Annotated in this window: 14 protein-coding genes; 8 read left to right on the forward strand and 6 right to left on the reverse strand. The window is 62.2% G+C overall.

Annotation, left to right across the window (positions count from 1 at the left end):
* Window positions 1-60: 60 nt before the first annotated feature.
* From ABVN19_RS06245 to ABVN19_RS06255, 3 genes are all read left to right on the forward strand, one after another.
* On the forward strand, window positions 61-669 hold the full coding sequence (locus tag ABVN19_RS06245) for an SCO family protein (protein WP_028941709.1): 609 nt from the start codon (window positions 61-63) through the stop codon (window positions 667-669).
* Window positions 669-1,139, forward strand: a complete 471-nt coding sequence (locus ABVN19_RS06250) for a copper chaperone PCu(A)C (RefSeq protein ID WP_028941710.1) — start codon at window positions 669-671, stop codon at window positions 1,137-1,139. The genes ABVN19_RS06245 and ABVN19_RS06250 overlap by 1 nt, the downstream gene beginning before the upstream one ends.
* Before the next feature lie 159 nt (window positions 1,140-1,298).
* Window positions 1,299-3,413 (forward strand): TonB-dependent siderophore receptor, encoded by a 2,115-nt coding sequence (locus ABVN19_RS06255; protein WP_105641787.1) that lies wholly within the window; start codon window positions 1,299-1,301, stop codon window positions 3,411-3,413.
* A gap of 107 nt (window positions 3,414-3,520) precedes the next feature.
* Here ABVN19_RS06255 and ABVN19_RS06260 read toward each other — a convergent pair whose 3' ends face one another.
* The 3 genes from ABVN19_RS06260 to ABVN19_RS06270 form a co-directional block, all read right to left on the reverse strand.
* Window positions 3,521-4,048, reverse strand: coding sequence for a cytochrome b/b6 domain-containing protein (locus ABVN19_RS06260; RefSeq protein WP_028941712.1), 528 nt, complete (start codon window positions 4,046-4,048; stop codon window positions 3,521-3,523).
* 1 nt (window position 4,049) lies between these two features.
* Window positions 4,050-4,313 carry a PepSY domain-containing protein gene (locus ABVN19_RS06265; RefSeq protein ID WP_028941713.1) on the reverse strand — a complete coding sequence of 88 codons (264 nt, stop codon included), beginning with the start codon at window positions 4,311-4,313 and terminating at the stop codon, window positions 4,050-4,052.
* 85 nt (window positions 4,314-4,398) lie between these two features.
* Entirely contained in the window at window positions 4,399-4,623 is a 225-nt protein-coding gene (locus ABVN19_RS06270) for a hypothetical protein (RefSeq protein ID WP_028941714.1), read from the reverse strand.
* 245 nt (window positions 4,624-4,868) lie between these two features.
* Between ABVN19_RS06270 and ABVN19_RS06275 the strand changes: the two genes are divergently transcribed.
* The 3 genes from ABVN19_RS06275 (at window position 4,869) to ABVN19_RS06285 (ending at window position 8,186) form a co-directional block, all read left to right on the forward strand.
* Window positions 4,869-6,062 (forward strand): sugar transporter, encoded by a 1,194-nt coding sequence (locus tag ABVN19_RS06275; protein ID WP_028941715.1) that lies wholly within the window; start codon window positions 4,869-4,871, stop codon window positions 6,060-6,062.
* A 343-nt stretch (window positions 6,063-6,405) separates the two neighbouring features.
* The gene (locus tag ABVN19_RS06280; RefSeq protein WP_105641786.1) at window positions 6,406-8,073 is read left to right on the forward strand and encodes a sodium:solute symporter family protein; all 1,668 of its coding nucleotides are present in this window, start codon (window positions 6,406-6,408) and stop codon (window positions 8,071-8,073) included.
* Complete coding sequence (locus tag ABVN19_RS06285; protein ID WP_209420922.1) at window positions 8,064-8,186, forward strand: putative transporter small subunit; 123 nt, start codon at window positions 8,064-8,066, stop codon at window positions 8,184-8,186. The genes ABVN19_RS06280 and ABVN19_RS06285 overlap by 10 nt, the downstream gene beginning before the upstream one ends.
* A 10-nt stretch (window positions 8,187-8,196) precedes the next feature.
* On the opposite strand, the gene ABVN19_RS06290 is transcribed toward ABVN19_RS06285, so the two are convergent.
* Both ABVN19_RS06290 and ABVN19_RS06295 read right to left on the reverse strand, forming a co-directional pair.
* Window positions 8,197-9,720 (reverse strand): FAD-dependent monooxygenase, encoded by a 1,524-nt coding sequence (locus ABVN19_RS06290; protein ID WP_028941717.1) that lies wholly within the window; start codon window positions 9,718-9,720, stop codon window positions 8,197-8,199.
* Window positions 9,721-9,732: 12 nt separating this feature from the next.
* Window positions 9,733-10,347 (reverse strand): LysE family translocator, encoded by a 615-nt coding sequence (locus ABVN19_RS06295; RefSeq protein WP_028941718.1) that lies wholly within the window; start codon window positions 10,345-10,347, stop codon window positions 9,733-9,735.
* Window positions 10,348-10,511: 164 nt separating this feature from the next.
* On the opposite strand from ABVN19_RS06295, the gene ABVN19_RS06300 reads away from it, so the two are divergent.
* Both ABVN19_RS06300 and ABVN19_RS06305 read left to right on the forward strand, forming a co-directional pair.
* Window positions 10,512-11,147 carry a hypothetical protein gene (locus ABVN19_RS06300; RefSeq protein WP_105641785.1) on the forward strand — a complete coding sequence of 212 codons (636 nt, stop codon included), beginning with the start codon at window positions 10,512-10,514 and terminating at the stop codon, window positions 11,145-11,147.
* A complete protein-coding gene (locus tag ABVN19_RS06305) occupies window positions 11,140-11,790 on the forward strand; it encodes an RES family NAD+ phosphorylase (RefSeq protein WP_105641784.1) in 651 nt (216 codons plus the stop codon). Before ABVN19_RS06300 ends, ABVN19_RS06305 begins: the two co-directional genes overlap by 8 nt.
* A 390-nt stretch (window positions 11,791-12,180) precedes the next feature.
* On the opposite strand, the gene ABVN19_RS06310 is transcribed toward ABVN19_RS06305, so the two are convergent.
* Complete coding sequence (locus ABVN19_RS06310) at window positions 12,181-12,408, reverse strand: hypothetical protein (RefSeq protein ID WP_028941721.1); 228 nt, start codon at window positions 12,406-12,408, stop codon at window positions 12,181-12,183.
* Between the last annotated feature and the right edge of the window lie 11 nt (window positions 12,409-12,419).

Consider the following 12,419-nt stretch of genomic DNA (forward strand, 5'->3'; position numbering starts at 1 on the left):
TCGCGCTTTTTCGACAGGCCTCGCATACGAGGCGAAACACCTTCCCAAAAGGATGGTTACATGACTGATTTACTGACCCGGCGCCAGGTCATGGCCGGGATCAGCCTGCTGAGCCTCGGGGTTCTGGCAGGTTGCGACAGAGGCGGTGGCGCCTTGTCGTTCAAGTACGGCAAGGACATGAGCAACAAGATCCTTGGCCGTTCCTTCAAACTCAAGGACACCCAGGGCAACGAACGTACGCTGTCCAGCTTCTGGGGCACCATGCCCATGGTGTTCTTCGGCTTTACCCAGTGCCCGGCGGTGTGTCCGACCACCCTGGCGCGCGCGGCGCAGATCAAGAAGCTGATGGGCCGCGATGGCGGCTTCTTGCAGGTGGTGTTCATCAGCCTGGATCCGGAACGTGACACCCCCGAGGTGCTCGATGCCTACGTCAAGGCGTTCGACCCTTCGTTCGTGGCGTTGTCCGGCACCCTTGAGGAAACCGCCGCAGCCGCCAAGGAATTTGGCGTGTTCTACGAAAAGGTCCCGGCGGGCGATACCTATACGATCTCGCACACCTCGACCAGCTACGTCTTCGACTCCCGTGGCCAGCTGCGCCTGGGACTGTCCCATTCACTGACCGCCAAAGAGTGTACGGAAGATCTGCTCACGGTCATGGAGGTATGTTGATGCGCTATCCAACCCTCAAACGCACCCTGGCCGCCCTGGCTGTTTTCGGCCTGGCCCTGCCGGCATTGGCCGACACCAGCGTCACCGATGCCTGGGTTCGTGCCACCGTGGCGCACCAGCAGTCCACCGGTGCCTTCATGACCTTGACCGCCAGCAGCGACAGCAAGCTGGTGGACGTGCAGTCGCCTGTGGCCGAAATCGTCCAGGTACACCAGATGACCATGAACAACGACGTCATGGGCATGAAGCAGGTGCAGAGCGTCGACTTGCCCGCCGGCAAGGCCGTCAGCCTCGACCCCAACGGCTACCACGTGATGCTGATGAAGCTCAAACAACAGGTCAAGGAAGGCGAGCAGGTGCCCCTGACCCTGGTGATCGAAGACGCCAAGGGCCAGAAGCAGACCCTCGAGATCAACGCGCCGGTACGTGCCTTGAACGCCGAAATGCATGAGCACAAGCACATGCATTGATCGCCCCGCGATGGTTAAAAAAAGCCAGGCTGCAGTCCACGACTGCAGCCTGGCTTTTTTGTGCGCGTCTTCAAAACTTCTACAGTAATAGCGTTCACTTCTCATTTACAAATCGTTACCATTCGCGCCCTTCTTTACAATCTTTACAAAAAGGAACGCATGGTGGCATTTTCGCGCATTCGCCCGGCCTCTCTTTCCGTGCTGGGCATGTTGGTTGCTCCAGCGCTGCAAGCCGAAACCCTGGCTATACCGGCAACCTCGGTCAACAGCAGTTATGAAGAACAGAGCTACAAGGCCAGCGAAAGCAAGACCGCGCTGAAAATCGATGCCCCGCTGCGCGACATCCCGCAGACGGTCAACGTCGTGCCGCAAAGCGTGATCAAGGACCAGGGCGCGCAGTCGATGGAAGACGTGCTCAAGAACGTGCCCGGTATCGGCCTGTCCAACGGCGACGGCCAGCGCGACCAGGTCACCATCCGTGGCTTCAGCGCCATCGGTGACATGTACGTCGATGGCCTGCGCGACGATGCCCTGTACTATCGCGACCTTTCCAATGTCGAGCGGGTCGAGGTGATCAAGGGCCCGGCGGCGGTGCTGTACGGGCGCGGGTCGTCGGGTGGCCTGATCAACAACGTCAGCAAGAAGCCCAACTTCAACCCGGTGCAGGAAGCGGGCGTAACCTTCGACAGCGAAGGCAAGCGCCGCACCCAGTTCGATGCTGGCTGGGCCGACCAGCAGCAGGGCGACAAAGCGTTCCGCATCACTGGCGCCCTGGAAGACAGCGACACCTTCCGCGATGACGGCTACATCGACCGCAAGGCCATCGCGCCGACCGCCTACTTCAAGCTCTCCGACGACCTGGACCTGACCGTCGGCGCCACCTACCTGTATGACAAGCGCCTGATCGATTTCGGCATTCCCGCCCTGGGCGATCGCCCGGTGGATGTCGACCGCGACAAGCGTTTTGGCGCCGGCGACCCGGATGACGACTACGCCCGCAGCGAAGTGTTCTCGTTCACCGCAGGCGTTGATTACCGCCTCAACGACGACTTCACTCTGAGCAACACCAGCCGCTACTACCACTACGACCTGGACCGCAACAATACCCTGGCCGATGCCAGCCCCACGCGTTTTGTCACCGCTGCCAATGGTGAATTGCTGGTCAAACTCAACCGCGGCAATGTGCAGCGCACCGAAGACGGCTGGTTCAACCAGACCGAGCTCAAGCACCAGGCGCAACTGGCCGGCATGAACCACAACCTGCTGTACGGGGTGGAGTTGGGCCGTCAGGTCAAGGATCAGTCGGTGTTCAGCCAGAACAACGTGGCCCAGGTACCGGTGTTCCGCGAGGGGCTGGTGGATGTGCCGTTCCAGGCCAACCGCCAGACCACCAAGGGCACCACCACCCAGGACACCGCCGGCTTCTACGTGCAGGACCTGATCGACCTGGCTCCGCAGTGGAAGGCTCTGGTCGGGGTACGCTACGACGTGTTCGAGCAGGAATACGCCGATGACCTCAGCGGCGCCGACCTCACCCGTACCGACACCACTTGGAGCCCGCGTATTGGCCTGGTGTTCCAGCCCGACCAGATCCAGTCCTACTACGTATCGGTCAGCCGCTCCTACCAGCCCTCGTCCGAGGTGTTTGCCCTGAGCACCGGCAACCAGGGGCTGGAGCCGGAAGAAACCACTAACTACGAGATCGGTGCCAAATGGGACCTGCTCGACAGTCGCCTGTCGGTGACGGCTGCGGTGTTCCGCCTGGAGCGCACCAACATGAAGACCACCGATCCGGCCAACCCGGCCAACCTGGTGTTGTCGGGCGAGCAGCGTACCGATGGTGTCGAAACGACCGTCAGCGGTCAGCTGACAGACAAATGGCAGGTGTATGGTGGTTTTGCCTTCCTGGATGCGGAAATCACCAAGTCCAACAGCAGCACCAACGGCGTAGCTAACGAAGGCCAGACCCCAACGTTGACCCCGCGCACCAGTGCCAACCTGTGGCTGGTGCGCTCCCTGACCGAAACCTGGCGGGTGGGCATGGGTGCCAACTATGTGGACCAGCGCTACACCGCGCTGGACAACGTGGTGGTGATGCCGTCCTACACCACCGTCGATGCGGCCTTGCTGTACAACCAGCCGAAGTGGGACATGGCACTGCGTTTGCGCAACGTGTTCGACCGCGACTACTACGCCTCGGCCCACGGCTCGGTCGACCTGATTACTCCGGGCGCACCGCGCACCCTGGAGCTGAGCACCAACTATCGCTTCTGAGGTTGTGATTGCCGACCACGACCGCTGTGCGGCCGATCGCAGGCTGGCGAGGAACGAGGCTGCGATCGGCTGCGCAGCAAGCGCCATGCAGTCACCTGGTGTTGTAGTCAGCGGCTGCGCCGCCTACCGGTGATCATCGACAGCGGCAGGTTCTCTTTAAGCCGCAGGCTCTCGAACACCGCCGCGGCGATGTGTACACAGGCCAGCCCCAGCAAGGTGTTGGCCATGTACTCGTGAATATCGCGCGGCAGTTCTTCACCCCAGAAGTAGTCCACTTCCTCCATCAGAAAACCGCTGACACCCAGCCCGACCATCAACAGCATCATCAGCACCATGACCAGTGCGCCGATGGGCGAGTGGCCGAGGCGGTGATAGTCCTTGCCCTGGATCAGCGCGTGCAGGTGCCATTTGAGCCGGGCAGGGGTGGGCCAGAAGTCGGACCAGCGCGCTGCCGGTGTACCTACAAACCCCCATAGCGTCCGGGCCAGCACAATGGCCACGGCGTAGTAGCCCAGCCAGCGGTGCCAGCCATCACCTTCTTCGGTGAAGAAGTAGCCCCCGACAAAGGCCACCACCAGCGACCCGTGGCAAAACCGCACCATGGGGTCCCAAAGGCGCAGTGTGTCGGCCTTCACGTCAGTCGATCTCTTCTTTCACCTTCTTGCCCGTGACCGGGTCGAAGTAGATTTCCACTTTGCGCTTGTCCTTGTCCCAGCCATAGATCTCGTAGCAGTTGCCGTCAGTGATCTTGAACTTCTTGATCTCGTAACCTTGCTTTTTCAGCTCTTGCTGGAAGTTGTCCGGGTCTTGCCACTGGACCTTGTCGGCCTTGGAACATTCGGTCTTGGCCATCGCCAGCGGGCTGGCAACAAGCAGTGCGGCAAGCAGAAGGGGAGGCATACGCATGACAAGTCCTCGCGATTATGAAAAACGCGGCAGCACAGCCATGAAGCCGGGTTGAGCTTAATGTCAGGTGTGGCGACGATCAGCGAAAACGCGGTAGCGGGCGTTCGACGTTGAGCGAGGTCAGGGTCTTTTTGACCAGGGCTTCGTCGGCTTCCACCGCCTTGAGGCTGGCGCGGATCTTGCCGGCCACCGGGATATCGCCCTGGCGGTCGATCCAGTCGGCAATCTCTTTGCAGGCGCTGGCCAATGTGGTCTGCCGATGGTCGATCAGGGTCAGAAGTTTGGTGATTTCTTTGTCGGACATGGTGTAATCCTCCGCGTGCGAATTCAGTGTAGCAGTGCCCGCTAAAACTGCAGATGCACGCCCGCCGCGCGGTTGTGACCCGGCCCATGACGTACTATCCTTGCCGCCAAGCGATACCCCGCATACTTATAACCAATTCCTCTGCGCACACGCTTCCACTCAGGTCCGACGGCCTTGGGTGCTTCATGCTGGGCGCACGATCCGTGCCTTGCGACTGCAATCGATCTGGAGTAACACCCCCACCGATGAATACCCCCGTGGATGCGCGAGCCGGCAGCTGGCTCAGTGTGATCGCCCTGGCCCTGGCGGCCTTTATCTTCAACACCACCGAGTTCGTGCCGGTGGCCCTGCTCAGTGACATCGGCGAAAGCTTTCAGATGCCAACCGCCCAGGTCGGCCTGATGCTGACTATCTATGCCTGGGTGGTAGCCCTGGCGTCGCTGCCGATGATGCTGCTCACCCGCAACATCGAGCGGCGTAAACTGCTGATCATCGTCTTCGCGTTGTTCATCGTCAGCCACCTGCTCTCGGGGGTGGCGCAGAGCTTTGGCATGCTGCTGCTCAGCCGTATCGGCATCGCCCTGGCCCACGCCGTGTTCTGGGCCATCACCGCATCGCTGGCCGTGCGGGTGGCGCCGCCGGGGCAACAGGCCAAGGCCCTGGGGCTGCTGGCGACTGGCACCACCCTGGCGATGGTCATGGGCATCCCCCTGGGGCGGGTAGTAGGGGAGGCGCTGGGTTGGCGCACCACCTTCCTGGCCATTGCCGGGGTGGCATTGGCGACCTTGATTTGCCTGGTCAAGTCGCTGCCGTTGCTGCCTAGCCAGAACTCGGGCTCGCTGCGCAGTGTACCGGTGTTGTTCAAGCGCCCGGCACTGGTCACGGTGTATGTGCTGGTGGCGCTGGTGATTGCCGCGCAGTTCACCGCCTACAGCTACATCGAGCCCTTTGCCTTGAACGTCGCGCAGATCAGTGGCGAGCTGACCACCGTGTTGCTGTTGCTGTTCGGTGGTGCTGGGGTGTTTGGCTCAGTGCTGTTCAGCCGCTACAGCGAACGTTTCCCCAGCGGTTTCCTGATTGCCGCCATTGCCATGCTGGCGGCCTGCCTGTTGCTGCTGTTGCCGTTGTCCGCCGACTTCGGCCTGCTCGGTACGCTGAGTGTGTTCTGGGGCATCTCGATCATGTGCTTCAGCCTGGCGCTGCAGTCCAAAGTGCTGATCCTGGCTTCCGATGCCACGGACGTGGCCATGGCAATGTTCTCGGGGATCTACAACATCGGTATTGGCGCCGGGGCCTTGATCGGCAGCCTGGTCAGCGTGCATATGGGGCTGGCCAATATCGGCCTGGTGGGTGGCTCGCTGGCAGTGGTCGGCCTGCTGTTGTGCGGGGTCACCACCTACCGCTTTGCCAATGCCGGTATGGCCGATCGCCCGCTGTAGCGTTCAGGGGGACGGGTCCAAGGCTGGACCATCGCCCCCTGTCTCCCTATACTCCCTCTCTCGCAATTCACCATTGGCCCTGCTTTTGCCGGGTCAACATCCAGGTCACGCTCAGTGGCCCGACGCCCAGCGTCGAAGCACGCTCTGCCTTGTTTCGCAGATACCTCGCGCCCCAGGCGCGTCTTGCACATTCGCGCAAGTCCACGCGCATCCGCAATTCTGCTCAGTGTTTCGACGGCTTGGCCATGGGGCTCGCCGCCCATCGCACCCCGCGCAAACGGCCTTCTCGCAGCCACCTCTGGTCATGCATGACCGAACCTGCGAAAGAGAAAGGGAAAACACGATGCAAGACACTGCTTTTTTTCAGCTGTCAGCCACCTCGGCGATTCTGCTGCTGGTCGGCTTCTACGGCACCACCTTCCTCCTGTCACTGTTGATTCGTGAGAAAAACGAAAACGTCGATGGTTTCATGGTCTCCAACAGCGCCGTGGGTTTCGGGCTGTCGAGCGCGAGCATGATCGCCACCTGGATCTGGGCCGCCTCGTTCTATGCCAGCGCCACGTCGGGCTTCAAGTACGGCCTCTCCGGGCCACTGCACTATGGCTTCTGGGGCGCGCTGATGATCCTGTTCATCTACCCCTTCGGTAGGCGCTTTCGCCAACTGGCGCCCAAGGCCCACACGCTGGCCGAAATCCTTCACGCCCGCCATGGCACCTCCAGCCAGATGATCATGGCGGTGTCCAACATCATTGGCAGTTGCATCAGCCTGATGGTCAATTTCACGGCTGCGGGTGCGCTGGTGTCGATGCTCAGCCCGCTGACTTTCATCCAGGGCGTGCTGATCGCCGGTCTCGGGGTACTGTCGTATACGCTGTGGTCGGGCTTTCGCGCCTCGGTGATGACCGACTTCGCCCAACTGGTGGCGATGATCCTGGCCGCGGTCATTATTATTCCGTTGATCTTTTTCAATGCCGGTGGTCCCGACCTGCTGGCCGCCAATATGTGGCGCCTGGATGCCCAGCAAGCCGACTTCTACTCCACCAAGGCGATCCTGGAGCAGGGCGCACCGTACTTCGTGGCCGTGCTGGCCTATGCCATTGGCAACCAGACCATTGCCCAGCGTCTGTTCGCCGTGCGTGAAGACTTGATCAAGCCGACCTTCCTGACTGCCACCATCGGCTATGGCGCCATCGTCATCGGCCTGGGCATGCTGGGTCTGCTGGCGTTGTTCACCGGGCTCGAGCCCGTCAACGGCGACATGAACAACATCATTCCGCAGATGGCCTCGACCTACCTGCCCCCTGTTGGAATTGCGTTGTTCTTCATTCTGGTGATCGGCTCGCTGTCATCGACCGCCGATTCCGACCTGACCGCACTTTCGGCGATCGTCATGACCGATGTGTACGGCAAGAACCTCGCCAAGGGCAACCCGGACCCGCGTCGCATGCTCTGGTGGGGGCGCGCGACCATGGTGATTGCCACGCTGTTCGGCGTGGTATTCGCCAGTCTCAAGTTCGACATCCTGGTCATGCTGGTGTTTGTCGGTGCCCTGTGGGGAGCGATTGTGTTCCCGGTGATCGCCAGTTGCTATTGGGACCGGGTCAACAACCGCGCCTTTGTCTGGTCGGTGTTGTCGGCGGTGCTGCTGTTCACCGTGGTGCGCTTCGAACTGGTGCAGGTCGACGGTGCGGTGGCGGTGTTCTTCGAAATCTGCGCGGCGGTGGGTGGCGCGGTGGTGCTGGGGCTGATGACCTTCGGCTTTTTCGGGCGCATGGCGGCATTTGCGGTGGCTGCAGTGGCACTGGCAATCATGCTGCCGACGTTCATCGGCACCTTGCGCGAGTACATCGTGCTGTTGGGTTCGCTGACCGCCTACGGGGTCAGCACAGTGGTCTGCGTGGCCCTGAGCCTGCGCAACCACGAGCGTTTCGACTTCGACCTGCTGGCAACGCGGGTGACCTCGTTCCAGCGTGAACAACCTTCGATACAAGGAGAAGTGGTATGTGGTTGACAGTATATTTTCTGGTCTGGCCGGCGATCTCGCTGGTGGTACTGATGGTGCTGCTGGTGACCCTCTGGCGCGATATACGTGCAGCCCGCAAGCGCGGCGAGGCAATGATCTGACGGCCGCGTATCAGCGGCCGGTCAGCCCGCGCTCGGCAAAGTACTGCTCCAGTACCTCCGCCCCAGCGTTGCTCCAGGCCAGGGCGACGTAGCTGTCGGGGCGCAGCAGGTACACCGCATCGCGCATCAGCCCGGCAGCTTCATGGGCTTCGCTCCAGTTGAATACCTCCACCGGTATGCCACGGGTGCCGCACCATTGCACCAGGTCGGCACCTACCGCGCCGTACACCTGTACTTGCCAGCGCACGCGGGTCAGGGTGCTGTAGTTGTCGCGTCCGTCATCGGCCACCCATGGCATGCGATCGCCGCCATGAACATGGCCGGCGCTGCCAACGCTGAGCGGCATGTCGCGATAGTTGATGCCGATTTGCGAGACCGTCCGAAAGAGGAATTCGCGCGCCGACTTCAACGCTACCACTCGCGGGAACAGGCGCGGTGCCAGGCGGGTGCGCAGCAGGCCGGCCAGGCGGCCATCGGCGGTGATGAAGTTGAACACCTGGTCGGTGGTCGCCACCAGCCGCCTGGCAAAGGCGCTGCGTTCGATCTCGAAGGTGTCGAGCAGGCTGTCCTCGGCCTGGCCGCGCAGCACGCTGGTCAGCTTCCAGGCGAGATTGATGGCATCACCGATACCGGTGTTCATGCCCTGGCCACCGGCCGGGCTGTGAACGTGGGCGGCGTCGCCGAGCAGGAACGCACGTTGCTGGCTGAACTGCTCGGCTACCCGATGATGGACCCGGTAGGTGGAAAACCAGTTCACCTGTTGCACCTGCACCTTCAGGTGCTCGATAGCCCGCTGGCTGACATCTTCGAAGCGCAGTTTATCGGGGTGTTCGGCACGTTCATCGCGCACTGTACCGATCAGGCGCGCACGGCCACTGCCTGCCAGGGGAAAGACAGCCAGAAAGTCTGCCTCGTCCAGGTCCACGTGCAGTTCACCGTTGAGTGCCGGGCCCTGGGCCTGCACATCGGCCACATAGAACACCTGCTGGTAGGTGCCGCCAGGAAAACCGATGCCCAGTGCCTTGCGCACGGTCGAGCGGGCACCGTCGCAGCCGGCCAGGTAAGCCGCTTCGCACTGCGCCTGCAGCCCGTCGGCGTGGCGCAACTGGGCGCTGACGCCCCCCTCATCCTGGTTGAAGCCCAGCAGTTCGGTCTGGCGCTCCACTTCCACACCAAAACCTCGCAAGCGCTCGATCAGCAGTTGCTCGTGCTCGTCCTGGGGGTAGATGTGCAGGAAGGGGTAGGGGGTCAGGTCGGCACCAATTGCGCTGAAGGGCAGGCGCGCGGCTGCTTCGCCTTTGACCCAGAGGTTGGCCGCCGGCACCCGGTGGCCCTGCTCGAGGACCGCCGAAGTGAGGTCCAACTGACGGTACAACTCAAGGGTCCGGGCCTGCACCGCCAGGGCGCGCGAGGTAGTACCGGGGCTGGCGGTCCGGTCGATGATGCGCACCTTCACGCCCAGCTTGCTCAGCCACAACGCCAGCACCAGCCCGGTGGGGCCGGCACCGACGATCAGTACCTCACAGCGGTTCATCGCACGCGCTCCTCAGCGCTGGGCGAACGCCAGGTTCAGGCCCAGGCCGGCAAAGGATGCCGCAAAACTGCGGCGCAGCCAGTTCTGCACCTGCGGCGACTCGATCACCGCGCGGCGGAACAGGTTGGCCAGCAGGCCGTACAACATGAACACCACCAACGTCATGAGCATGAACACCCCGCTGAGGCTGAGCATCTGCGCGGTCACCGAGCCACCCTGCTGGGTGATGAACTGGGGTAGGAATGCCAGGAAGAAAATGGTCAGCTTGGGGTTGAGGATGTTCAACAGGCCCGCCCGCAGCATCAGGCTGCCAGCGCTGCCGACCTTGGTGTTGCTGTCGACGGCAAAGGCCGAGCGGTCGCGCCAGGTGGCGTAGGCCAGGTACAGCAGGTAGGCGACGCCCGCGAACTTCAGCGCCTGGAAGGCCAGGGCACTGGTGTGCAGGATTGCCGACAGCCCGAGGATCGAGGCCAGCAAGTGCGGGACGATCCCGGCGGTGCAACCGAGCGCCGTGTACAGGCTGGCACGCGTGCCGGCCACCAGGGCGGTGGAGATGGTCAGGATCACACCGCTACCGGGGATCAGCACGACGATCAGGGAGGTAATGAGAAAATCCAGGCTTGGCATTGTGTTGCGCTCCATGCACGCAGGGGGAAAGACACTCCCCCAAGTGTAAGACGGCCCACAGGATTTGCGCGCCGGTCGTCGGCACGAGTGCGCGCGGATGGAGGTGCAGGGTGATCTGGATTAGTATGAATTATTCATATCCGATCTAATCATGCGGAGGTCCCATGAACCGCCGGACCGATCCTAAGCAGCAGCAGCAGCGGCAGCGCGAAGCCGAAAAAGTCGTCGCCGTGGCCCTTGCCCAGGCCAGCCCGCGCGAGGCAGATGCCATTGCCGAAACCTTTGCCAGCATTGCCGGGTTCGTCAAAGACCTGGTTGGTCGCCAGCACCGGCAGGCGCTGGAGTCCATCGTCGAGGCCCTGGTACCCAAGGTGCCGCCCACGCCCACCGCGCTCAAGGAGGCTGCGATGCTGGCCCAGGCGCGTACGGCAGTGCTGGAGAGCGGCGAGTGGCTGACCGCGGCGCAGATCGCCGGGCTTGCCGGGTTCAGCCTGAGCAACCCCAGCGCCCAACCCAACAAATGGAAGCGTGAAGGGGCGATCTTTGCCTTGCGCCACCATGGTGTGGATTACTTTCCGGCCTATGGCCTGGACGCTGCCGGCGGCTACCGGCCGTTGAAAGCCATGGCCCCGGTGCTGGAGCGGTTTGGCGAGCATAAAGACAGCTGGGGCCTGGCCTACTGGTTCATGTCGGCCAACAGCTTTCTGGCGGGACAGCGTCCGCTGGACCTGCTGGCCCGGGAGCCTGACCGGGTACTTGCCGCTGCCGAGGATGAGCTGCAGGTTGTAGCCCATGGCTGATACGCCGCAGCCGCCAGACAGGCTGCAGCTATCGACCCTGACCTGGGCGGCGGGTACGCCGATTCATCGGGTACACCTCGATTGCTATGGCGCTGACCAATTCAATCCAGGCCTTCGGGGCAATGCGCGTTTCAGTCCGATTCGTGATGTGCATGGACGGCCGATTCCGACGTTGTACGGTGGCACCAGTTTCGATTGTGCGGCGATGGAGACGGTGTTTCATGACGTGCCCTTTGTGGCCGGGTTCAAAACCTATGACAAGGGCAAGCTGGTGGGGCAGCAACATTCGTTGCTGCACTGCGGGCAGGATTTGTTGTTGGTGGATCTGGGTAGCAAGGCGCTGCGCAAGCTGGGGGTGCCGCGCAAGGTGTTGATCGATACCGAGAAGGATCAGTATCCGTTGACGCGGCTGTGGGCCGAAGCGATTCACAGGCAATGCGCTGAGGTGCAGGGGTTGTGCTGGACGTCGCGCCAGGATGACAGTGCGCGGGCGTTGATGTTGTTCGGGGATCGGTTTGGGGCTGCAACGCTGGTCCAGCAGGGAGAGGGGCGTAGCCTGTTGGCTGATAGTGCGGTGTATCTGCAGGTGCTGGGGTTGGCGGAGCAGATTGGGGTGTTGCTGGTGGCGGGGCGGGTGGGTTGATCCGTACCACGCGGCCAGGGGCCCTACCTTCGCTGTGCTCTTGCTGTGTGGGGGAGCGGATTCATCCGCGGTCGGCCGCGCCGCTGCCGTAATGCAGGCAACACCGAATGTGCAGGCTGGACAGGCTTCTCGCGGGGCAAGCCCGCTCCTACTGGTACGAGCGGGCTTGCCCCGCGATTCGGCCTTGTGTGTTTAACCATTGTTGAGGGTGATGCGCAGTCACCTTTGCGCCCTTACGGCGCCTTACTTCTTCAGTCGAAAAAAAGTAGGCAGAATTCTCGCCCCACCAGGGGCTCTACGCTGCGCGACACCTCCGTTCGGCCCTTCTGGTCAACGGGCCGGACGATCAAAGTCAAGAGCACAATTCGCTGTGCTCTGGCCCGCGATGGTTTACTCCGCCTTGCCCCGCACGATACGGCCGCTCTTGATTTCGTCGGCATACGCGTGAAGCTTGTCGGAGTCTTTATACAGCCGGTTCATCAAGTGCAACACGGCCACCACATCGACGCCGTCGATGCGTTCGGCCAGTTTGCTGATTTCACCCGCTGTGCGCTCAAGGTTCGAGGCGACGCTCTTGAGGTCGCGCTTGAGTTCAGCAGACGATTTTTTCAGGCCCATGGGAAACCTCT

Origin of the sequence: Pseudomonas vranovensis, assembly GCF_040438935.1 — a bacterium.
GTDB lineage: Bacteria > Pseudomonadota > Gammaproteobacteria > Pseudomonadales > Pseudomonadaceae > Aquipseudomonas > Aquipseudomonas vranovensis.

Bases quoted from the DNA above. Each gene is read 5' to 3' on its own strand.
- ABVN19_RS06245 (WP_028941709.1), top strand. From the start codon at position 61: ATGACTGATTTACTGACCCGGCGCCAGGTCATGGCCGGGATCAGCCTG.
- ABVN19_RS06250 (WP_028941710.1), top strand. From the start codon at position 669: ATGCGCTATCCAACCCTCAAACGCACCCTGGCCGCCCTGGCTGTTTTC.
- ABVN19_RS06255 (WP_105641787.1), top strand. From the start codon at position 1,299: ATGGTGGCATTTTCGCGCATTCGCCCGGCCTCTCTTTCCGTGCTGGGC.
- ABVN19_RS06265 (WP_028941713.1), bottom strand. From the start codon at position 4,313: ATGCCTCCCCTTCTGCTTGCCGCACTGCTTGTTGCCAGCCCGCTGGCG.
- ABVN19_RS06270 (WP_028941714.1), bottom strand. From the start codon at position 4,623: ATGTCCGACAAAGAAATCACCAAACTTCTGACCCTGATCGACCATCGG.
- ABVN19_RS06275 (WP_028941715.1), top strand. From the start codon at position 4,869: ATGAATACCCCCGTGGATGCGCGAGCCGGCAGCTGGCTCAGTGTGATC.
- ABVN19_RS06280 (WP_105641786.1), top strand. From the start codon at position 6,406: ATGCAAGACACTGCTTTTTTTCAGCTGTCAGCCACCTCGGCGATTCTG.
- ABVN19_RS06285 (WP_209420922.1), top strand. From the start codon at position 8,064: ATGTGGTTGACAGTATATTTTCTGGTCTGGCCGGCGATCTCGCTGGTG.
- ABVN19_RS06290 (WP_028941717.1), bottom strand. From the start codon at position 9,720: ATGAACCGCTGTGAGGTACTGATCGTCGGTGCCGGCCCCACCGGGCTG.
- ABVN19_RS06295 (WP_028941718.1), bottom strand. From the start codon at position 10,347: ATGCCAAGCCTGGATTTTCTCATTACCTCCCTGATCGTCGTGCTGATC.
- ABVN19_RS06300 (WP_105641785.1), top strand. From the start codon at position 10,512: ATGAACCGCCGGACCGATCCTAAGCAGCAGCAGCAGCGGCAGCGCGAA.
- ABVN19_RS06305 (WP_105641784.1), top strand. From the start codon at position 11,140: ATGGCTGATACGCCGCAGCCGCCAGACAGGCTGCAGCTATCGACCCTG.
- ABVN19_RS06310 (WP_028941721.1), bottom strand. From the start codon at position 12,408: ATGGGCCTGAAAAAATCGTCTGCTGAACTCAAGCGCGACCTCAAGAGC.